This is a genomic window from Halobacillus sp. B23F22_1 (assembly GCF_043497005.1).
Classification (GTDB): Bacteria; Bacillota; Bacilli; order Bacillales; family Halobacillaceae; genus Halobacillus_A.
In genome coordinates this window covers 913,397-934,379 of sequence record NZ_JBIEKE010000002.1, presented here as the reverse complement: position 1 = coordinate 934,379, position 20,983 = coordinate 913,397, and the positions used below count along the sequence as shown (strand labels likewise).

The 20,983-nt window shown below is 42.2% G+C and carries 19 protein-coding genes; 15 read left to right on the top strand and 4 right to left on the bottom strand.

Annotation, left to right across the window (positions count from 1 at the left end; genetic code table 11):
* The first annotated feature begins 15 nt into the window (after window positions 1-15).
* From ilvC to ilvA, 6 genes are all read left to right on the top strand, one after another.
* Entirely contained in the window at window positions 16-1,047 is a 1,032-nt protein-coding gene (gene ilvC, locus ACGTNH_RS12530) for a ketol-acid reductoisomerase (RefSeq protein ID WP_394587205.1), read from the top strand.
* Window positions 1,034-2,578: a 2-isopropylmalate synthase gene (locus tag ACGTNH_RS12525; RefSeq protein WP_394587204.1), complete on the top strand. Its 1,545-nt coding sequence runs from the start codon at window positions 1,034-1,036 to the stop codon at window positions 2,576-2,578. Before ilvC ends, ACGTNH_RS12525 begins: the two co-directional genes overlap by 14 nt.
* A gap of 12 nt (window positions 2,579-2,590) precedes the next feature.
* On the top strand, window positions 2,591-3,697 hold the full coding sequence (gene leuB / locus ACGTNH_RS12520; protein ID WP_394587203.1) for a 3-isopropylmalate dehydrogenase: 1,107 nt from the start codon (window positions 2,591-2,593) through the stop codon (window positions 3,695-3,697).
* Between the two features lie 21 nt (window positions 3,698-3,718).
* Entirely contained in the window at window positions 3,719-5,137 is a 1,419-nt protein-coding gene (gene leuC, locus ACGTNH_RS12515) for a 3-isopropylmalate dehydratase large subunit (protein ID WP_394587202.1), read from the top strand.
* A 3-nt stretch (window positions 5,138-5,140) separates the two neighbouring features.
* Window positions 5,141-5,728, top strand: a complete 588-nt coding sequence (gene leuD / locus ACGTNH_RS12510; RefSeq protein ID WP_394587201.1) for a 3-isopropylmalate dehydratase small subunit — start codon at window positions 5,141-5,143, stop codon at window positions 5,726-5,728.
* 81 nt (window positions 5,729-5,809) lie between these two features.
* Window positions 5,810-6,739 (top strand): threonine ammonia-lyase, encoded by a 930-nt coding sequence (gene ilvA, locus ACGTNH_RS12505; RefSeq protein ID WP_394587699.1) that lies wholly within the window; start codon window positions 5,810-5,812, stop codon window positions 6,737-6,739.
* Window positions 6,740-7,462: 723 nt separating this feature from the next.
* Here ilvA and desB read toward each other — a convergent pair.
* Window positions 7,463-8,512, bottom strand: coding sequence for a Delta(10) desaturase DesB (desB, locus tag ACGTNH_RS12500; RefSeq protein WP_394587200.1), 1,050 nt, complete (start codon window positions 8,510-8,512; stop codon window positions 7,463-7,465).
* A 266-nt stretch (window positions 8,513-8,778) separates the two neighbouring features.
* Here desB and ACGTNH_RS12495 point away from each other — a divergent pair, with 266 nt between their 5' ends.
* The 5 genes from ACGTNH_RS12495 (at window position 8,779) to ACGTNH_RS12475 (ending at window position 13,726) form a co-directional block, all read left to right on the top strand.
* Complete coding sequence (locus tag ACGTNH_RS12495; protein ID WP_394587199.1) at window positions 8,779-9,780, top strand: ABC transporter substrate-binding protein; 1,002 nt, start codon at window positions 8,779-8,781, stop codon at window positions 9,778-9,780.
* Window positions 9,781-9,796: 16 nt separating this feature from the next.
* On the top strand, window positions 9,797-11,824 hold the full coding sequence (locus ACGTNH_RS12490; RefSeq protein WP_394587198.1) for an iron ABC transporter permease: 2,028 nt from the start codon (window positions 9,797-9,799) through the stop codon (window positions 11,822-11,824).
* A gap of 50 nt (window positions 11,825-11,874) precedes the next feature.
* Complete coding sequence (dapF, locus tag ACGTNH_RS12485; RefSeq protein ID WP_394587197.1) at window positions 11,875-12,834, top strand: diaminopimelate epimerase; 960 nt, start codon at window positions 11,875-11,877, stop codon at window positions 12,832-12,834.
* Between the two features lie 17 nt (window positions 12,835-12,851).
* The gene (locus ACGTNH_RS12480; RefSeq protein WP_394587196.1) at window positions 12,852-13,250 is read left to right on the top strand and encodes a secondary thiamine-phosphate synthase enzyme YjbQ; all 399 of its coding nucleotides are present in this window, start codon (window positions 12,852-12,854) and stop codon (window positions 13,248-13,250) included.
* A 236-nt stretch (window positions 13,251-13,486) separates the two neighbouring features.
* Window positions 13,487-13,726: a hypothetical protein gene (locus ACGTNH_RS12475; RefSeq protein ID WP_394587195.1), complete on the top strand. Its 240-nt coding sequence runs from the start codon at window positions 13,487-13,489 to the stop codon at window positions 13,724-13,726.
* A 34-nt stretch (window positions 13,727-13,760) separates the two neighbouring features.
* Here the strand turns inward: ACGTNH_RS12475 and ACGTNH_RS12470 are convergent, their stop codons facing one another.
* The gene (locus tag ACGTNH_RS12470; protein WP_394587194.1) at window positions 13,761-14,240 is read right to left on the bottom strand and encodes a 3D domain-containing protein; all 480 of its coding nucleotides are present in this window, start codon (window positions 14,238-14,240) and stop codon (window positions 13,761-13,763) included.
* 282 nt (window positions 14,241-14,522) lie between these two features.
* Between ACGTNH_RS12470 and ACGTNH_RS12465 the strand changes: the two genes are divergently transcribed.
* From ACGTNH_RS12465 to zupT, 4 genes are all read left to right on the top strand, one after another.
* Complete coding sequence (locus tag ACGTNH_RS12465) at window positions 14,523-15,716, top strand: dicarboxylate/amino acid:cation symporter (RefSeq protein ID WP_394587193.1); 1,194 nt, start codon at window positions 14,523-14,525, stop codon at window positions 15,714-15,716.
* A gap of 865 nt (window positions 15,717-16,581) precedes the next feature.
* A complete protein-coding gene (locus ACGTNH_RS12460; protein ID WP_394587192.1) occupies window positions 16,582-17,757 on the top strand; it encodes an FxLYD domain-containing protein in 1,176 nt (391 codons plus the stop codon).
* A gap of 10 nt (window positions 17,758-17,767) precedes the next feature.
* Window positions 17,768-18,898, top strand: coding sequence for a S1C family serine protease (locus tag ACGTNH_RS12455; RefSeq protein ID WP_394587191.1), 1,131 nt, complete (start codon window positions 17,768-17,770; stop codon window positions 18,896-18,898).
* A gap of 165 nt (window positions 18,899-19,063) precedes the next feature.
* Window positions 19,064-19,870, top strand: coding sequence for a zinc transporter ZupT (zupT, locus tag ACGTNH_RS12450; protein WP_394587190.1), 807 nt, complete (start codon window positions 19,064-19,066; stop codon window positions 19,868-19,870).
* A gap of 157 nt (window positions 19,871-20,027) precedes the next feature.
* Here zupT and ACGTNH_RS12445 read toward each other — a convergent pair whose 3' ends face one another.
* Both ACGTNH_RS12445 and ACGTNH_RS12440 read right to left on the bottom strand, forming a co-directional pair.
* Entirely contained in the window at window positions 20,028-20,597 is a 570-nt protein-coding gene (locus tag ACGTNH_RS12445; protein ID WP_394587189.1) for a YgjP-like metallopeptidase domain-containing protein, read from the bottom strand.
* A 114-nt stretch (window positions 20,598-20,711) separates the two neighbouring features.
* Complete coding sequence (locus ACGTNH_RS12440; RefSeq protein ID WP_394587188.1) at window positions 20,712-20,831, bottom strand: YjcZ family sporulation protein; 120 nt, start codon at window positions 20,829-20,831, stop codon at window positions 20,712-20,714.
* Window positions 20,832-20,983 lie beyond the last annotated feature (152 nt).

Here is a 20,983-nt window from a genome sequence, read left to right as displayed (position 1 = left end):
GAAAGGGAGATTAACATGGCACAAGTTTATTATCACAACGACATTCAAGATGAGGTACTACAAAGCAAAAAGGTAGCAGTAATTGGATACGGCTCCCAGGGTCATGCTCACGCACAGAACTTGAAAGAGAGCGGGCACAATGTTGTTGTAGGACTAAGACAAGGTAAATCTTGGGAAAAGGCTGAACAAGACGGATTGGAAGTAAAAGAAGTAGCAGATGCTGTAGCAGAAGCGGATGTTGTAATGGTTCTGCTTCCAGATGAATATCAGCCGAAGGTTTACGAAGAACAGATCAAACCAAACCTTAAAGAAGGAGCAGCTCTGGCATTCGCTCACGGGTTTAATGTTCACTTCAACCAGGTGGTTCCTCCAAGCAACGTGGATGTATTCCTAGTAGCTCCTAAAGGACCAGGACACCTTGTACGTCGTACTTTTGAAGAAGGCGCAGGCGTACCGGCACTATTTGGTGTGGAACAAGATGTATCAGGCGAAGCCCGTGAAGTTGCACTTGCTTATGCGAAAGGCATCGGTGGCGGACGCGCAGGCGTTCTTGAGACTTCTTTCCAAGAGGAAACAGAAACGGATCTATTCGGTGAGCAGGCTGTACTTTGCGGTGGACTATCCAGCCTTGTAAAAGCAGGCTTTGAAACATTGACTGAAGCTGGTTATCAGCCAGAAGTTGCTTATTTTGAATGTATGCACGAACTGAAACTTATCGTAGACCTTATGTATGAAGGCGGACTAGAAGGTATGCGCTACTCCATCTCCGACACGGCTCAGTGGGGAGACTTCGTATCCGGGCCTCGCGTCGTAAATGAAGATACGAAAGAACGTATGAAAGATGTGCTGACAGACATTCAAACTGGTAAATTTGCGAAAGGCTGGATCCTTGAAAATCAAGTGAACCGTGCAGAATTTAATGCTATTAACAATCTTGAAAACAATCATCAAATCGAGAAGGTGGGTAGAGAATTACGTGAATTAATGCCTTTTGTTAAGAAATCTCAATCTAAAGAAAAGGAAGTGGTCAATCATGGCTCGCGTTAATGTCTTTGACACTACACTACGGGACGGGGAACAGTCAGCCGGCGTTAACTTGAATCGTCTTGAAAAGATTGAGATTGCTAAGCAATTAGAACGATTTGGTGTAGATATTATGGAAGCGGGATTTCCCGCTTCCTCCCAAGAAGACTTTGATGCAGTGAAAGAGATCGCTGACACGGTGCGTAATTGTTCTGTAACCGGGCTGGCCCGTTCTTTTAAAAGTGATATCGATGCAGCATGGGACGCGTTGAAAGGTGGCGCACAGCCGAGACTTCACGTTTTCCTGGCTACTTCTCCCATTCACATGACTCATAAATTGAAAAAGACTCCAGAAGAAGTCGTGGAGATCGCAGTTGAATCTGTAGCCTATGCTAAAGAGAAAGGTTTCCCCTACGTTCAATGGTCGGCAGAGGACGCGACCCGGTCTGACTACGATTTTCTAGTTCACATTATTGAAAAGGTAATCGACGCAGGCGCTGATGTGATTAACCTTCCGGACACTGTTGGTTATACCACCCCTGATGAGTACGCTAAGCTTTTCAACTATGTAAAAGAGAATGTTACAAACATCGAGGGCGTCATTTTATCAGCTCACTGTCATGACGACCTGGGAATGGCTGTAAGTAACTCTCTGTCTGCCATTGAAGCAGGAGCAGGGCAGATTGAAGGTACAATTAATGGCATTGGTGAGCGTGCCGGGAATGCAGCGCTGGAAGAAGTATCTGTAGCTCTTGAAATTCGTAAAGACCGCTACGATTATCAAACAGGACTCGTTCTTAAAGAAATTAAGCGCACAAGTGACCTGGTAAGTAAGCTTACAGGCATGCAGGTGCCAGGCAACAAGGCAGTCGTAGGACGCAATGCTTTTGCCCATGAATCTGGTATTCACCAGGATGGAGTATTGAAAGAAGCAACGACTTATGAAATTATCACACCGAAGATGGTTGGAATTGATTCTAATAATCTAGTGCTCGGTAAACATTCTGGTCGTCACGCATTTAAACAAAAAGCTGAATCATTTGGCTTTGAACTATCTGAATCTAAGTTAAAAGAAGCATTACGTGCTTTTAAAGAGCTGACAGGTAAGAAAAAAGAAGTTACGGATGAAGATTTATTCGCCATCCTTGCTGATAAACAAACGGAAAACGAAGACGTTCCAAAATACGATTTGAAAGCTTTTCAAGTGCAGTATGGCAGTGTCAATCGTCCAACGGCCACGATCTTGCTTACTCGCCCTGATGGAGAGGAAGTAGAGAAGGCAAGCACGGGTGAGGGAAGTGTTGAAGCTATCTATAATACTCTCGATGAATTGCTGGATGAAGAGGTTCATTTACAAGACTATCAATTGAGTTCCATCGGTAAAGGCAGAGATGCTTTAGCTGAAGTGTACGTGCAATTAACGGTAGACGGGCAAAAAGCTTCCGGACGGGGTTCTGCTCAAGACGTACTTGAAGCCTCCGCTCACGCATTTTTAAACGCTGTCAATCGTACCTTGCATATTAAACCAACAAACGTTAAAGAAGTCCAACTATAGGAGGGGAAAGGTATGGAAAAGCATATCGTTGTATTGCCTGGTGATGGCATAGGTCCAGAAGTTACCAAAGCAGCTAAAGGTGTTCTTGAAACAGTAGCTGGACAATTTGGGCATAGCTTTACATTTGAAACTCATGATATTGGTGGGTCTGCTATTGATAACCATGGCACCCCTCTACCTGAAGATACTGTAGCTGCTTGTAAAAAAGCAGATGGCATATTGCTGGGAGCTGTAGGAGGACCTAAATGGGAAAGCCTGCCTGGACATATGCGTCCCGAGAAAGGATTGCTGGGTATTCGCAAAAAACTAGGTTTGTTTGCGAACCTGCGTCCAGTTAAAGGCTTTGATTCCTTACTTCATGCTTCACCTTTAAAGCCTGAAGTCGTAGGAGGAAGCGATCTATTAATCGTTAGAGAACTGACAGGCGGTTTGTATTTCGGGGAACCAAGGGAGCGCCGCAACAATGGCCAGGACGTTGTTGACACCCTTGCGTACTCAAGACATGAAATGGAACGTATCGTTGAGCAGGCATTTCAGAGTGCTCAAGTACGCCGGAACAAGCTCACTTCCGTGGATAAAGCAAATGTTCTTGAATCAAGCCGAATGTGGCGAGAAGTAGTAGAAGAGAAAAAGACTGATTACCCCGATGTAGAAGTTGAGCATATGCTTGTTGATGCCGCAGCGATGAAGCTTGTGACAAACCCTGGCTACTTTGATGTTATTGTAACCGAGAACATGTTTGGTGATATTTTAAGTGATGAAGCCTCTGTTCTAACGGGGTCCCTGGGTATGCTTCCATCAGCCAGCATCCGTCAAGATGGGCTAGGTCTTTATGAACCTGTTCATGGTTCCGCACCTGACATTGCAGGCGAAGATAAAGCTAATCCGCTGGCTACGATTCTGTCAGCTGCGATGATGCTTCGTTATTCTTTTAATATGAACGTGGAAGCCGATGAAATTGAATCAGCTGTGCATGCAGTCCTTAATGAAAAATACCACACGGCAGATTTAAAAATAGAAGGTGGAACGCAAGTGAGCGGAAGCCAGCTTGCAAAGAAAGTTTCTGAACACATGAGTTCTAATGTTACGACAGAGAACATTATGAGGTGTTACGCATAAACGAAGAAAGGAGAGACCATTATGGGGCGACCTAAAACGATTATTGAAAAAGTATGGGATCAGCACGTCATTCATCAAGAAGAAGATAAGCCGGAATTAATTTATATTGATTTGCACCTGGTCCATGAAGTTACCTCTCCTCAAGCGTTTGAAGGGCTGCGAATGAAAAATCGCAAAGTGCGTCGTCCTGATCGTACGTACGCTACAATGGATCACAATGTGCCGACATTGCATCGCCATATTATTAAAGATCAAATATCTAAAAAACAAATGGATACACTGAAAGAAAATTGTGATGAGTTCGGCATTCGTTTAGCTGACATCGACCACCCTGATCAGGGAATTGTTCACATCATTGGTCCTCAGCTGGGACTTACTCAGCCAGGGAAGACAATCGTGTGCGGAGATAGTCATACGTCCACACATGGGGCATTTGGCGCGTTAGCCTTTGGTATTGGTACAAGTGAGGTAGAGCACGTCTTAGCAACTCAATCTTTGTGGCAGGCTTCACCGAAAACGCTTCAAGTGAAAGTAGATGGTGAACTTGGAACGGGGGTTACAGCCAAAGACTTAATCTTGGCGATTATTGCTAAGTTCGGCGTACGTTTTGGAACTGGATATGTCGTGGAATATACAGGGGAGGCCATTCGCAAACTTTCCATGGAAGAGCGGATGACCATTTGTAACATGTCGATTGAAGCAGGAGCTCGTGCCGGATTAATCAGTCCGGACGAAACAACAGTGGACTATCTAAGAGGCAAACGTCACGTTCCTAAAGGCGAAGAATTTGAAGCTGCTGCCAAGGAATGGCTTTCACTTGCCACTGATCCAGGCGCAGAATATGATGCTACTGTTGAAATTAATGCTTCTGAAGTAGAGCCACAAGTTACATGGGGTACAAACCCATCTCAGTGTGTACCTGTTGGAGCTGCAACCCCAGACCCATCAGTACTCGAAGATGCTCAAGATCAGGACAGCATACAGCGTGCACTGGATTATATGGGACTTGAACCGAATCAAGAAATTCAATCAATTCCGGTTGAACATGTGTTCATTGGTTCTTGTACAAATTCACGTATCAGCGACTTGCGTAAAGCAGCTGAAATTGTTAAAGACGGCAAAGTGCATGAAGGAGTAAGAGCATTGGTAGTCCCTGGTTCATTCTCCGTAAAACAACAAGCTGAGGCTGAAGGGCTGGATACGATATTTCTCACCGCTGGATTTGAATGGCGGGATGCAGGCTGCAGCATGTGTCTCGCGATGAATGATGACATTGTTCCACCAGGTGAACGATGTGCCTCCACATCTAACCGAAATTTCGAAGGACGTCAAGGAAATGGAGCAAGAACTCACCTTGTGAGCCCGGAAATGGCAGCCGCAGCTGCACTAGAAGGCACTTTTGTAGATGTACGAAAATTCGGCGCGACGGTAGGAGGGTAAAGAATGGAACCTATTAAACAGCACAAAGGGTTAATTTACCCGCTTGATCGATCGAACATTGATACAGACCAAATTATTCCGAAACAGTTTCTCAAACGAATTGAACGCCAGGGATTCGGCCAGTTTCTTTTTTACAACTGGCGTTTCAATGATGATGGTACAGAACGAGATGATTTCTCCTTAAATGATCCGATGTATAAGGAAGCTTCCGTTCTTGTTGCCGGCGAAAATTTCGGCTGCGGTTCTTCCAGGGAGCATGCGCCCTGGGCCATTCAAGATTACGGCTTTAAAGTCGTAATCGCCACAAGCTTTGCCGACATCTTTTACAATAATTGCTTTAAGAATGGAATTCTGCCGATTGTACTGCCCAGGCACGAAGTCAATGATTTACTAGAGCAGGCAAAGGAAGAAAAAGTAACTATTGACGTTGATTTAGTTAATCAACAAGTAAAAAGTGATCATGGTTTAGTATCAGCATTTGATATTCAACCTTATCATAAAGATATGTTGTTAAATGGCTGGGACGAAATATCTGTGACGTTGAATTACGCTGACGCCATTGATCAGTATGAAACAGAAAAAGCCAAATAATTTAAAACAAGGAGTGAAGACGTTGGGGATTTCTTAACGCTAGCTAAAGTCTTTGAAGCCAAAGAACAATTAAACGATGTGGTGCACCAAACACCGTTTAAAACCTCTGAAACATTTAATCATTACACGGGACAGCAAGTGTACTTGAAGATGGAAAATCAGCAAAAGACAGGAGCATTCAAAGTAAGAGGTGCTTCTTTTAAAGTCTCCCAGCTGACGAGTGAAGAAGCAGAATGTGGAGTCATTGCTGCATCCGCAGGAAACCACGCCCAAGGTGTAGCCCTCGCTGCAGCCAAACGAGGGATAACTGCTCAAATCTTTATGCCAGAGGGAACTCCTCAAGCTAAAGTTCAAGCAACAGAAGCTTATGGAGCAAAAACTGTACTAACAGGAGAATCTTTTCAAGAAGCCTATGCAGCTGCCATGGAAGAGCAGAAACGCTGTGGTGCTACGTTTATCCATCCGTTTGACGACGTAGATGTTATGGCCGGGCAGGCAACAGTAGCTGTAGAAATGCTGCAGGAGCAGCCTGATCTTGACACTATCGTCGTTCCTATCGGCGGGGGAGGTCTAATTGCGGGTATCGCCTATGCGGCGAAGCAATTAAAACCGGATATTAAAGTTGTAGGTGTTCAGTCTGAAAAAGCACCATCCACGTACAACTCGTTTTACAAATGCGGTCCGAAAAAATTGACCTCCGTCTCTACTATTGCTGACGGCATTGCTGTTAAACAGCACGGGACGAAAACGTTCCACTATATCCGTAAGTATGTAGATGAGATTGTAACAGTGGAAGAACAGCAGATTGCAAACTCTATCTTAAAGCTGCTGGAACGAGAGAAGACGCTCGTGGAAGGTGCAGGAGCTACGGCTCTTGCCGCAGTGTTAGCCCAGAAGCCAGCTTTAGCTGGGAAGAAGTGCGGTGTTGTCGTTAGTGGAGGAAACATGGATGTTTCCAGATTGCCACACGTTCAACAGCTAGCCTTAACAAAAAGAATGGTCATGGTATAAGAAATGAGGAATGGAGCGTCAATCTATGCGGTTGACGCTCATTTTTTGTGGACGGAGAGGAAGGGATTAAATGACCAGGATTAGATGATAAACATCTTTTAAACCTAAAAAACCTCCTCAAGAAAGGAGGTTCAGGCTGTCGATATATAATATAAGATTTTAGGGCGGTTCCTCCACATGGGTATGGAGAATAGGAAGAGGAAAAAGAGCCGGTCCCTCGGTGCAAGACGTAAAATTTCCTCGGTCTGTGACCTGCAGGGCTACTACTGTCTGCTCGTCCCGCAGGAGTCGGCACATCTTCCTTGACAAAAGTGGGATCTTGGAACCATCGTAGAGTGACTACACTGTTGCAATAACTGTTTTCATAAGGACACAGCCGGTGATCTATTACCCTATCTTCTTCCTCATGCAAGAAATGCTAACACAAAGCTGATAGACTAGGACAAAAGTAAAGCAGGGATGTCAAAAAACGACCATTTGTATTAACGCAGATCATTAGCGTAGTCAAAATACGAAGACTCCTGTGGGAGCGCGAGTCGAAGATCCCGCAGGCAAGCGCTCTTTGCTTGCCGAGGAAGCTGAGGCCGTGCCCACGGAAAGCGAAGTATTTTGACGGAGCGATAGTGAAAATTCTTTTTTACATAAATAATCCGAACTGATTTCTATAGAATCGTTCGGATTATTTTATGCTTTATTCAGTTACTACAACCCTGTTTTAAGCCATTACTTCATTTTTTTGTAGTCTACCTTTTCAACATTTAATCCATGGCCGAGTGAGCCATATAGATTTCCCTGGTCAGGGTCGATTAATTCACGATTATCAAAGTATACTCTTGGTGTTTTCCATAAGGCAAGCAGCGCCTTGCTTAATGGCATTTCATGGTAACGCTCCGGCCAGAGTTCTTTAATTTTTTGTTTGACGAGCGGGTAATGCTTTGAACTCATCCCTGGGAACAAGTGATGTTCCGTGTGGTGGGAAAAATTAAAGTGAATGTAATCAACCCATTTAGGAACAGTCACTGTTAAACTATTAGCCAGTGGATCATTGACAGGGACAAGCGGGTTTAACCGGTGGTTGGTCGATATATATCCCATGACAATTAAGTTAGCAACGAGCAGAGGAATGAAAAAAGCGAAAATCCATTTTTCTATACCAATGAGAAAAAGCAGTCCGATCCAGCTTGCCCACGGCAGTACCATCTGCAGCCAAACCTCTGGTTGTTTTTTAGGTTTAAAATCCTTAATATAGGCAAAAAACATTTTTAAAGAGTGAGCTGTAAATTGAACGGCCAGTGAAGCGAATGCGAAAAAAGAGCGGACAAACAAAGGCAGCTTATAAACCCATCTGAAAAACTTGGATTTACTTAAGCGCTCGAGTGTCGGCCAGGCATCCGGGTCATTTTCTTCGTGCTGTGTATGGATATGGTGGTTTAAATTGTGCCATTTCCTCCATAGCTTCGGTCCTGTACTTAATGGCCAAAAAGCTATCGCTCCAAGCAGATCTCGAATCCATGGCTTTTTGACAACTGTTCCATGTAAAATTTCATGTCCTAAAAACCCCATACCTGCAAAGCTTGCTCCAACTATAATGGAAACCGGTAAATAAAAGAAGGGGTGCCACGTTGTAAGACTGATCAAGAGCAGTCCAGCGATGACAATGGATAAATAAGCTAAGCCGCCCCACAACCGTTTAGGCACAGGCTTAAAGACCCCTTTAGGCATATATTTAGCCACACGTTTAGCGTACCAACCGTATGAATGTAAGTCTTCCATAACAATCTCCTTCCATATCTCATGATGCACGAATTTAATGTATTTTAATCGTAGCAATCCAACTTATATAAAGTCAATGGAGAATTAATACCAGGTATTAATATTAAGTCGTATATAAGATCAATTGAGAAAAGTTTTCATTGACATTCGATTGTCAGACAAGTAAGATAATATTGTGATAATGAGAATCTTTATCATTTAAAGTTTCTTTATGTATTACATAGAAGCAGCACATAAAGGAATGGAAAAGGAAAGGAAGAGATTGGATGAAGAAATTTTATTTGCTTATGCTTATTTTACTGACGGCTCTGTTAGCGGCCTGCAGTGGAGATAATGAAGAAGAGGCTGAAGAACAAGATTCCTCCCAAGAAGATTCTCGTTCGGTAACTGTGGAAGATGCTGCCGGTGAGAAAACGATTGAAGGAACGCCGGAAAATGTGGTTGTGTTAGAATGGTCTTACGCGGAAGAGCTTCAAGCGCTAGGTATGGAGCCCACAGGAGTAGCAGACCTTGATTCCTACGGGGACTGGGTCGATGTAGGCCAGCCTCTGAGTGATGAAGTTGAAGATGTAGGGACTAGACAAGAGCCTAGTCTCGAGGCGATTTCGAGACTGGAGCCTGATCTGATTATCGGGGTGGATTTCCGTCATAGTGAAATTGCTGAAGACTTAGAAGAAATTGCTCCTACATTAATGTTTGCTCCTTATTCGGAGGAGAGTGCTGAGAATCAATTCGACAGTATGCTGGAAGAGTTTAATACAATTGCTGAAGTAGTCGACCGTGAAGATGAAGCAGAACAAGCTGTAAGTGATATGGAGAACACATTTGAAGAGCAGAGATCGCGTTTAGAGGAAGCTGGACAGGAAGACATGAACTATGTCATTACGCAGGCCTTCACGGCTCAAAACACACCGACACTTCGTTTGTTTACTGATAATTCGATGGTAGCTAATGTGATGAGTGAATTAGGAATGTCCAACGATTATGAATCAGAAGAGCTGGAGATCTACGGGTATACGGAAACAACTGTAGAAACGCTGCAGAACTACCAGGATTCTAATTTCTTTTACATCGTTCAAGATGAAGATAACATTTTTGATGATCAATTAGCTGGTAACCCCGTATGGGAAGAACTCGACTTCGTACAAGATGATCGGTTATATCAAATGCCAGGAAGCACGTGGACGTTTGGTGGACCACTATCTGCTGAAGTACTAGCTGAACAAGTTGTTGATTCTGTCCTGGAAAAGGAAGATCAGGACGAATAAAAGGTCGTGAACATAAATGAACCCGAACTATAGAAAAGTATTAATAGGAGCTCTCACCTTTGGAGGTGGGAGCATCTTATTATGTTTATTAACGTTTATACATATTAATCAAGGGAACGTATCGCTTCCTTTATCTACAGTCTTACAATCCATTTTTAACCCTATGGATACGATTGAGCACCATACGGTTCGTGTGATGCGCCTTCCTCGTGCTGTCATAGGGATACTGGCTGGCGGCGGACTTGCAGTCTCAGGTGTTATTTTACAAACCGTAACGAAAAATCCGCTTGCTTCTGCAAGTACGTTGGGCATCCATTCGGGAACCTATTTCGCTGTGGTGGCTGCTACGATTTATTTCCCGTTTGCTGCGGTGGCCAACGGAGTCGTTACAGCATTTATCGGAGGCATTCTTACTTTCTTGTTTGTTTACGTGTTATCAGGAGGGGGAGACGCGACTCCTGTCCGTATGGTGCTTGCTGGGATGATTGTAACTTTTCTATTTTCATCATTAACGTCGCTTCTGCAGATTTTTTACGAAAATGAAACTCAGGGTCTATTCCTTTGGGGTTCAGGCACCCTCGTGCAAAACGATTGGAACGGCGTACAGTTTTCCTTACCGTTTATCATTGTATCCTTCATTATACTTCTGATTTATGCACGTAAACTTGACACTCTTACGCTTGGAGATGATGTAGCCACAGCTCTCGGACAAAATATCAAGTCGGTGAAACTGGTGACCATCCTGGCTGCTGTCCTGCTTACTTCTGTCACTGTAAGTGTCGTTGGGCCAATCGGGTTCGTCGGTCTTGTAGCACCTCATATTGTAAAGTTATTAGGATTTAGAACCCATACTTCGCTTCTCATCGGATCTTTTATATGGGGGGCGAACGTCCTGTTATTTGCTGACGTGATGGCTAGAGTTATTGATCCATCCTTTTCTGAACTGCCTGTTGGGGCCATCACAGCACTGGTAGGCTCTCCATGGCTTATATGGCTTGTCCTTCGTATGAAGCAAGAAGGGAATTCGAAAGAGACAGGATCTGTAATGGCTGGAAGAGTGGCTGTAAACTTGCCGCTTGCAAAAATTGTCCCTCTATTAGTTCTCGTCATTATTGTGACAATAGGGATCAGTATGTCATCAGGAAATTATGGATTTGAACCGATCGTTACCTACGAGGCTTTAATGGGACAGACGAATGAGTTTATGCGTAATTTTATTTTGGAATTACGGCTGCCAAGATCGCTTGTAGCTTTATTAGCTGGTGCAGTTCTAGCAGTAAGCGGCCTCATTTTTCAAGGGGTATTACGTAATCCGCTGGCTGACCCCTCAGTAATTGGAATTACATCAGGAGCGGGTGTCGGAGCGTTAACGACGATTTACTTTTTCAGTGTATCAGCTTTCTGGGTACCGATTGGTGCTATGGCAGGAGCGCTTCTCTTCTTTTTAGTTGTCATGGCCTTAGGAGCTAAAGCGGAGTTTCATCCTACAACACTTGCTCTACTAGGTATAGGGATTTCTGCATTCGGCTCAGCGTTTATACAAATTATGGTCGTACAAGCGGAACTAGGGGTCTCTGCTGCGCTGACTTGGTTATCGGGTACGACTTATGCAAAAGGGTGGTCAGAAATTCTCAAGTTTCTGCTATGGCCCGTCCTTTTATTTATACCGCTTCTAGCTTTTCACATTAAAAACCTGGATGTGCTCTCACTGGGAGATGACGCCGCCAAAGGGCTCGGACTCGGAGTGATATCTGTACGCTTTCAAATGGCACTGCTTGCTACATTATTAGCTGCGTGCAGCGTGGCTGCTGTAGGGGCAATCGGTTTTGTCGGGTTGATCGCGCCACACTTTTCTCGACTTCTCGTCGGCAGTGCAAACCAGAAGCTTCTTCCAGTAACCATGTTAATAGGAGGATTTTTACTAGTAGTCGCTGATTTATTCAGCCGAACACTGCTTGCACCAAATGAAATTCCTTCAGGGATCTTAGTAGCGCTCATTGGAGCACCATATTTTCTATGGCTTATGAAACGTCGTTCTGTATAATAGGATAGAATATGCTATGATGGTGTTAAAAAAATGGGGGAGAAATTATTATGTTAGAGTTTATTAAATGCCATGGATCAGGTAATGATTTTATTTTAATTGATGAAATGACCCATAACTATACATTTACAGAAGATGAACGCAGAGATCTGTCTTTATTATTATGTGACCGAAATAATGGTGTTGGATCTGATGGAATTCTCTTTGTGATGCCCAGCGATAAAGCTGAAGCGCGCATGCGAATGTTTAATTCGGATGGAACAGAGGCGGAAATGTGCGGCAACGGTTTGCGCTGTGTAGCCCGTCATGTAATAGAGCAAGCAGGGCAGTCGAATGTGAACATTGAAACACAAAAAGCCGTCCTCGCCGTTGAGCAGACAGCTGAAATATATGATGGCATCGATACATTCTCTGTTGCTATTGAACCGGTTTCTTTTGAAATAGATTCCCTGCCAATGAATTTTGAAAAGAACGAAGTACTGGACGAAGTCATTCCGGAGTTATCGTCCAAGCTTACATTTACGGCGCTAAGTGTTCCTAATCCTCACATCGTCACGATCGTCGATGAAGTAGATCAATCGGTACTTAAAGCTGACGGTGAAAAAGCAAATCAACTCAAGAGTGTATTTCCCCGGGGAGTTAACGTCAGCTTTGTTCAGATCCTAGAAAAAAACAAGATCTTTGTGCAAACGTATGAACGAGGGGTAGGACTTACAAATGCCTGTGGCACCGCAATGTCTGCTTCAACTCTTGTGTCTACAATTCTAGGTCCTAATGATTTAGACGTGCCGATCGTAGTTATTAATAAAGGCGGACTAGTAAATTGTGTGGTCGAAAAAGCCGAAAGACGTTATACCATTCAATTAAGAGGGAATGCAACAAATGTATACACCGCTGCCATAGAGTTCGATCTGGTTCACAAACGTTGGGATTGGATCGAATCGAGCGTTCATCAAAATGAGATCGATATCTATGAAAAGCTAAAAGAATATGCGGCATCTCAAGTCTGACAGAAAGAGGTGAGTTGATGTTTACCACGATTCCAGTAAAGACTAATAACCATGACCAAATGATTGATATTACCGATCAAATTTCAAGCTGGATTCAAGAACAGGGAGTAAAGAGCGGGGCAGTGATTGTTTCTTCTACACACACTACCGCTGGTATTACAATTAACGAAAATGCAGATCCCGACGTCAAGACAGATATGCTGCGCAGATTTCGCGAAGTATATCCGTGGGAGCACCCGGAAGATCGTCACATGGAAGGCAATACAGCTGCACATATGAAAACGAGTACGGTAGGCCACGCCCAGACCATTATTATTCAAGACGGAGAATTAGTGTTAGGAACATGGCAGGGTATTTACTTCTGTGAATTCGACGGGCCTCGATCACGTAAAGTTCACGCTAAAATTATACAATAAAAAAGTGAAAGGCCTTAAAGCCTTTCGCTTTTTTTATTTCTTCTTTTTTTCTCTGTACCAGGTACGCAAGTATGTTTATCTCCTTAAAGTAATACAGATGTATGAATTTGTGATGCATAGTTTCTATCAAAAGAGGAAGACTATATAACTCTTATAACTTTTTTGAAAAAGTATGGTTATTCATCAAACAAACAGGGAAATGAGAAATACGAATACATAAAGGAAGGGGATTGAAAATGGAAACCAAGAAAAAAGAATGGCATGTCATATTTTTATTAGATAGTAAGAGGGTTGTTACCCACGACCTTGATCTAAGTGAGGAAATGGATGAAAGAGAAACGATGGAATTCATCGTCAAGCAGCTTGACCGTGGAGATTGGTGGTTCCTTGAAGAAGGAGTGGCTGTTCACACGTCAAGTGTCGAAAGCTTTTATTTAGATAAGCGAGCCCACCGCACACGTTTTTCAAGAGAATAAGTAAAAGGTCAGTCCCAAGGGACTGACCTTTTACTTATGATTCTAGGATTTCAACTTCAATTTGCTTACGGCCATAATCCATTGCCTCACCATTTTCTTCCATAAAGAGGTCGATGCGATGACCTTGAATGGCTCCGCCTGTGTCTCCTGCAATAGCTTCACCATAACCAGGTACTCTAACTTTAGATCCTAAAGGGATGATATCCGGATCCACGGCAATTACTTTTTGGTCGGCGTCCTCTCTTAAATCTATTCCAGTTTTCGTTATTCCGCTGCAGCCTTCACAAAAAGCAGTATAGGCAGTCGCTTCTACGCTAACTGTTTTTTCCACTTCCGAATCTTTCTCGTCATCCTTATCAGCAAACCTTGCAAGGTCAGCTGTTTTTTCACTTAACGTAATAGCTTTGCGCTCTCCGTTAGATTGTTCATCTGCTTGTAACGTATCAGGGTTGAATCCTGCGATTCCAAAAGCATAAAAGGCCATAAAAGATAAAATTATAAGTGCTTTTTTCAAGACTTTTTACCCCTTTCTTAAATATCCTTAGAGGATTATAACAAGGGTGAATGTAATTAACAAATACAAACCTGATACAAAAGTATTACATTTATGTGACTTATTTCTGAGTGAATAGTCCCTGGAAATGTACTGCCTCTTATTCGTTATGGTTTTCTTTGAATTAAGGGTTTTCATAGGATTTTCCTCTTCACAAAGTTCTTTATATACGTTAATGTGTAGGAAGATATTTTCTGTACTACGTTAACATACTAAAAAACAACAACAGGAAGGAAGAAGAAAATGAGCCGTGTACCCTTACTTGGCAGAATTATTTTAGCAATTATATTAGGCACTTTTATAGGGTTAATCGTTCCAGAAGGGGTCATCGAACTATTTGCTACATTTACAGGTGTGTTCGGTAATTTCTTAAACTTTGTAATTCCTTTAATTATCATTGGTTTTATCGCTCCTGGTATTGCTTCAATCGGTAAAGGTGCAGGTAAAATGCTGGGAATTACAGCAGGGCTTGCTTATGTATCTACCGTATTAGCCGGGGTGGCCGCTTATCTTGTTGCTCGCAACTTGTATCCTTCCATCTTGAGCCGCCAGGATGCCGGTGAAATGACTAATCCGGAAGAATCTTTAATAGAATCGTCATTTACTGTGGAAATGACTCCGATTATGGACGTCATGGCTGCTTTAATTTTCTCCTTTTTATTAGGGGTCGGCATGACTGCTGTAAAAGGTGACACGTTATACAATGTGATGGGAGAATTTCGAGCTATCATCCATAAAGTAATTGAGAATATTATTATTCCGTTATTACCATTTCATATCTTTGGTATATTTGCCAATATGTCTTATGCAGGACAAGTGGCTACGATTTTAAGTGTATTTGCCAAAGTATTTGTAATGATTATTATTTTGCACTTGATTTATCTAATGAGTGTATACGGAATTGCAGGAGCCCTTCATCGTGCCAATCCTTTTCATTTACTGAAAAAATTGGCACCGGCTTATTTTACAGCTCTTGGGACTCAGTCTTCAGCAGCTACAATCCCGGTAACACTAAAGCAGACGAAATCTGTTGGAGTTAGAGAAAAGGTTGCCGACTTCTCCGTACCTTTACTGGCTAATGTCCACCTTGCAGGAAGTACCATTACAATTACAAGCTGCGCTATGGCTGTGTTGTATATGCAGGGACAGGCGACTACGTTTATGGATGTGCTTCCTTTTGTTCTTATGCTTGGAGTCACGATGATTGCAGCCCCTGGTGTTCCAGGAGGAGCCGTAATGGCTGCTGTTGGTCTTTTAGAAAGCATGCTTGGCTTTAGCTCAGTAATGGTGTCACTTATGATTGCTCTTTATTTAGCACAAGACAGTTTCGGTACTGCGACTAATGTTACGGGTGATGGTGCGATCACTACAATTGCTGACCGTTTAATAGGAAAAAAGAAAGACACAGAAGCGGTCCGTAATGAACAAGCTGGTTAATACGAAAAAGGCCGCACATAGTACTGTGTGGGCAAACCTTAAGTGTAAAATTTCTCGCGTTTGTAAAGTGTTTGAGGAAACGATTGAGGTCACTGAAAAAGTCCTGTGTGAAAATTAAATTCCACACAGGACTTTTTTATCTTTCATTGACCCTTCGTTTTTCAGTGACTTCAACGACTCCCTTTCCGCGGACGAATGGTGTTCCTCCTCAAGCTTTATCAGCCCTCGGGGTCACACCTTATTCCCATTTCCCGCAGGAGCCTCAATTTCGAAATAGATTAAGGGCAAAGCATTTACTCAAGCTTTGCCCTTAAGGGTTTGCAAAAGAGCGTTAACAGAGCGCAGGTTTCAAATTCCTTTATCATACTGTAATTTCGAAACCCTTGGATAAGGAAATACCTAATTATCACAATGTTTCGCAATATCCCGGCTTGTCTGCCACTTTCTCCTTTCTGAAGAAGCTGAAGCCCTACTGAATGAAAGTGATGTATATCAACAGAACAATGTAAAGACGTCTTAACAAAAATAATCCGAACTGATTTCTAGATTATCGTTCGGATTATTTTTGCTTTATTCAGATGTGTTTAGCTTTCTTTCGTGCGTTTTTTTCCGCAGCATGACTTTTTCCTCGGACGCGAACCCTTTTGTTCTCTCTTATTGTTCAATCGTTCTCGCATTCATGAATGCTCCTCTCCATGTTTTTTATAGTTTATGCACATTTTGTAAGAGTGGCCGTGCGTTTACATAGTTCAAAGAAAAAAGCTGAAAATCCATTCTCAGTTGATTATCAAATCATGATATAATGAGAAATGGATGGTTTCGTTCCAATAATTTTCCAATTCTATCATTGAAGGAGGACGGGCCCATGGTGATTTGTCGTGAATGTGGTAGTGAAAATAATTCGGGTTCCCGTTTTTGCTCCCATTGTGGTGAAAAATTAAGTGAAGAATCATTTGAGGAGTTAGGAACTGAGGTTGACTCGTCTATACATAAACGGAAAAAACTCTGGATGTACATATTACCGGGAACCTTATTCCTTTTCATAGCTACAGGATTAGTTTTTTTCTATAACCACGCCAAACAAGTTAATCAATCTGTTTTAGAAGATAAAGAAAAAGCGGAAGAGTTAGCTTTAGAAGGAGACTATGAAGAAGCAGGGAAGCTTCTTGAACGTGCAGCCGATAAACGGCCAAAGTATCATGCATTAAAAAGAAACCTATCCGCCGTAAACCAGGTGAAAGCTATGGAAAAAGATTTAGATGGGGTAGAAACGTCTATTGAAGAAAATGAGTTAGATAACGCTCTTCAAGAGTTATCACAGGTTAATCAAAAGATGGCGGAGCAAGAGAATCGTTTAGTGGCTACACTGATGCCAAGAATAAACGAGCTTGATTCTAGAATTACGGTTGGGAAAATTAATAATGAAGTGAAGGATTTAACAAATATTGATGAACTGGCTGATAAATTGAATACATTGTCTCGCCTTGATTTAGAAGAAGCTGCCCGCGCCCGCGAGAAAATAACAGAAAAGATCGTTTCTATAAGTTCAAAACAAGCAGAGGAAGCAATGAAGGAAAGACAATACAATGAAGCCATAGCAGCCGTAGATGAAGGATTGCAATATGTGATTAATCATAATAAGCTTCTTCAGTTAAAAGACCGTGTGGAACAAGAAAAGCTGGCTTTTGAACAGGAGAAGCAGGATCGAATGGAACGGGCAATGGAGAAAGCTGCTATGGAAGAAATGATGAATCGAAGAGAAGCCGTTAAAGTGCTGTCGGTTAAAGCTTCTAAAGATGAGTTTGGGGATGTGACCATACAGGGGGAAGTTCAAAGCGAAGCGACAAGCATAGTCAGCTCCATTGAAATCACTTACGATATTCTTGATAAAGATGGGGGAATTTTGGAAACTGATACGGCTCAAGTGTACCCCATGTATCTAAATCCAGAGGATACAGGAAAGTTTGAACAAAATTATTATGATTTTGAGAAAGAAGAAATTTCAGTAGATGTAACAAATGTCCAGTGGTTTGTAGAGTAGGGGGTACAATGTGAAACGTGCATGGCTGACAAGTTCAATTGTAATGGCAGTGATCCTGACTGCAGGGGTTGCATTATTTGTATGGATTCAGCATCAGGTGCCTTCTCAGCTGGAAGCAAGTTCGGTTTTAGATAAACCTTTGCCGAAGGAAGAAGAAGGAGCCGTGACAAAAAGTACGCAGGAAATTATCTATGAATCTCAAAAGCTCGTTGTGCAGATCGAGCTTGATAATGGAACAATTGGTTCTGGTTTTTTGTATAACGATAAAGGGGACGTCATTACGAACGCCCATGTGGTTGCTAATACGGAGGATGTACAAGTCATTAATGTAGATTCTAAAGAAATGTCGGGTAAAGTTATTGGATCAAGTCGCAGTACAGATATAGCTGTGGTACGAGTCCCTGATTTAGAAGGAAAAGAACCTTTAAAAATGCAAGAAAGTGAAAATGCTCCTTTGTTAACTGAGGTATTAGCATTAGGAAGCCCTTTAGGTCTTCAAAACACAGTTACCCGAGGAGAAATCAGCGGACTGGATAGGAACTTTGAATTAGATCCTTTCACGTATGAAGATGTCTATCAAATCTCAGCACCCATCTCCCCTGGGAATAGCGGGGGGCCATTACTTAATGCAGAAACAGGAGAGGTCATTGGGATTAATTCGGCGAAGTTAGGAGATGAATCCATCGGTTTTAGTATCCCAGTACTGGATATCCTGCCTATGGTAAGACAATGGTCCAAATCTCCAATGGAGGAGCTTCCTGAATATCCTGAACTCACTGATGGAAGTAATGCATCCAACGAGCAGACGGACGCTGACCAGGCGACGTATTTGGTTCAATACTTTTACGACAGTATAAATCAAGGGGATTTTGTCACGGCCTATTCTTTACTCGGAAGTGAGTGGCAAGAAAACAAGAGCTACGAAGAATTTAGAGAAGTATATTATAATACGTTATCTGTTTCAATTGATAAGATAGTTGCCGACCCAGAGGGTGAGGAGGTAGCTGTGAATTGTGTGATTCAAACTGAGGAGACAGTTGAGGGTGAAATTGAAATGAAAACGTATAATATGAATTATACGTTAGGCTATGAAAATGACCAAATGATGATCATCTCAGGAGAAAAAAAGGAAATAGACTAGCACAAGCGACTTTATTTCGAATGTACTATTCGAAATAAAGTCGTTTTTTATGGGTCAAAACTTACCCATGCACATAAAATATAACTAAAACAAAAAAAGTTGCACAGAGGAAAGATTTGAATTAGACTATGGATAGACAGAGAATTGGAGAAGGAGAGAGAAGGAATGGAAAATGTGTTATTTGCCTTTGGATTAACATTAATGGCCGGATTAGCAACAGGGATAGGCAGTGTTCTTGCTTTTTTCACCTCAACAACGAACACGAGATTTTTATCGGTAGCATTAGGTTTTTCTGCAGGCGTCATGATTTACGTGTCCATGGTGGAAATATTCTTTAAAGCGCAAGATTCACTAGTCAATGCCTTAGGGGAAGGATTAGGGAACTGGATAAATGTAGCGAGCTTCTTCGGAGGAATGCTCGTCATTGCACTGATAGATAAAGCAATCCCTCAGCAGGGAAATCCTCATGAACCAAAAAAGGTTGAAGATATGTCTAAGACACCAGCTGAAGTTCAAAACAGCCATTTATTAAAAATGGGGACTTTTACAGCTTTAGCGATTGCAATTCACAACTTTCCTGAAGGTATCGCTACGTTTACCTCGGCATTGCAGGATCCAACATTAGGGGTTGCAATTGCGGTTGCAATTGCGATTCACAATATCCCTGAAGGTATTGCCGTTTCGGTTCCTATTTATTTTGCTACAGGGGATAAAAAGAAAGCATTTAAACTCTCTTTCTTATCGGGTTTATCAGAGCCTGTTGGAGCAGTGGCCGCTTATCTGATTTTAATGCCATTTCTTAATGACGTGATGTTCGGGGTATTATTTGCTGGTGTAGCTGGAATTATGGTATTTATTTCTCTTGATGAACTACTTCCGGCGTCACGCAAGTACGGTGAGGCCCATCTATCCATTTATGGTGTTGTAGCCGGAATGGCTGTAATGGCAGTTAGCTTGTTGTTATTTATTTAACTATCATAAGGGTACCAGGTACCGAAAAGCTGTAAAAGAGCGAAGTTGCCAAGTATGAATTTCGGTACCCGGTGCGCATTAACAAAAATAATCCGAACTGATTTCTACAAAATCGTTCGGATTATTTTATGCTTTATTCTTTTTTTCAGAAGGATATTTAATAGGATCTTTCTTCGATTAAATCTTCAATCACCGTTTGAATGTCTTGTTTCGAACGCTTGATCAATCTCCAGTTCAAGTATAGGGCATTTCCTTCTTTCCACCCTAACCTGTAATCATCAGCTGCACTGTTTACTGCAAAATCGTTCAGTTTTTCATCAGCTTTAATTCTTACCCACTCGTCTGCTTTTTTTTCGAGAGTCACTTCGATTTCTTCTGCAGTTAAAGAAGCCGGGTAGGTAAAGTGGAATTTTCCTTTATAAAAAGAGAACGAGGAAGCATCTTGATTGGAAGTATGCTTTATGACTTTATATTTTCGTCCTAAATAAGTCACCTTCTCTTCCTTAAGATAATTCTCATATAAGTCCCCATGGATTTTTTTCCATTTTTCTTCGATCCACTCTCTTTTTTTATAAAGGAAAGCCTCTACATCTTTCTGAGATTTATGTAGTGGAGCTGTCACGCATATCCCGTTCAAGTCATCCAAGTAAATTTTTACAAAATAAATATCTTCAGCTTGATTAAGCTTATAATGTATAGCGGTTTGTCCACCTCGTATACCGTGCATGGAATCTCCTCTCTTTCTATCAATCTTCCTTATTGTATTAAAAGCTGTGACTACCGTCAAAATGTAAATAAAAGACCAGGGGGGTGGAAAGCTCCTGGCCTGTAGAGAGAAGAATTATTTGTAAACGGAAGCACCAACAATGATTAATAGAATGAACAACACGACGATAAGGGCAAAGCCTCCCGCGTAGCGTCGTCTCGGGTACCCACATCCATAACCTCCATAGTAGTTCACATCACTCACCACCTTTTCTCTTATACCATACATTATGAACGGGCGTTTGATATGGAAGGGCAGATGTCTACGTAGGCAAATGTAATTTTAATGGATTAATCGAGACTGGAAAAAGGGTATGGACCCATGAGGATCGAAGTTTTACTAGAGAA

Excerpts from the sequence above, each read along its gene's own strand:
- ilvC (WP_394587205.1), top strand. The coding sequence starts at position 16 with ATGGCACAAGTTTATTATCACAACGACATTCAAGATGAGGTACTACAA.
- ACGTNH_RS12525 (WP_394587204.1), top strand. The coding sequence starts at position 1,034 with ATGGCTCGCGTTAATGTCTTTGACACTACACTACGGGACGGGGAACAG.
- leuB (WP_394587203.1), top strand. The coding sequence starts at position 2,591 with ATGGAAAAGCATATCGTTGTATTGCCTGGTGATGGCATAGGTCCAGAA.
- leuC (WP_394587202.1), top strand. The coding sequence starts at position 3,719 with ATGGGGCGACCTAAAACGATTATTGAAAAAGTATGGGATCAGCACGTC.
- leuD (WP_394587201.1), top strand. The coding sequence starts at position 5,141 with ATGGAACCTATTAAACAGCACAAAGGGTTAATTTACCCGCTTGATCGA.
- desB (WP_394587200.1), bottom strand. The coding sequence starts at position 8,512 with ATGGAAGACTTACATTCATACGGTTGGTACGCTAAACGTGTGGCTAAA.
- ACGTNH_RS12495 (WP_394587199.1), top strand. The coding sequence starts at position 8,779 with ATGAAGAAATTTTATTTGCTTATGCTTATTTTACTGACGGCTCTGTTA.
- ACGTNH_RS12490 (WP_394587198.1), top strand. The coding sequence starts at position 9,797 with ATGAACCCGAACTATAGAAAAGTATTAATAGGAGCTCTCACCTTTGGA.
- dapF (WP_394587197.1), top strand. The coding sequence starts at position 11,875 with ATGTTAGAGTTTATTAAATGCCATGGATCAGGTAATGATTTTATTTTA.
- ACGTNH_RS12480 (WP_394587196.1), top strand. The coding sequence starts at position 12,852 with ATGTTTACCACGATTCCAGTAAAGACTAATAACCATGACCAAATGATT.
- ACGTNH_RS12475 (WP_394587195.1), top strand. The coding sequence starts at position 13,487 with ATGGAAACCAAGAAAAAAGAATGGCATGTCATATTTTTATTAGATAGT.
- ACGTNH_RS12465 (WP_394587193.1), top strand. The coding sequence starts at position 14,523 with ATGAGCCGTGTACCCTTACTTGGCAGAATTATTTTAGCAATTATATTA.
- ACGTNH_RS12460 (WP_394587192.1), top strand. The coding sequence starts at position 16,582 with ATGGTGATTTGTCGTGAATGTGGTAGTGAAAATAATTCGGGTTCCCGT.
- zupT (WP_394587190.1), top strand. The coding sequence starts at position 19,064 with ATGGAAAATGTGTTATTTGCCTTTGGATTAACATTAATGGCCGGATTA.
- ACGTNH_RS12445 (WP_394587189.1), bottom strand. The coding sequence starts at position 20,597 with ATGCACGGTATACGAGGTGGACAAACCGCTATACATTATAAGCTTAAT.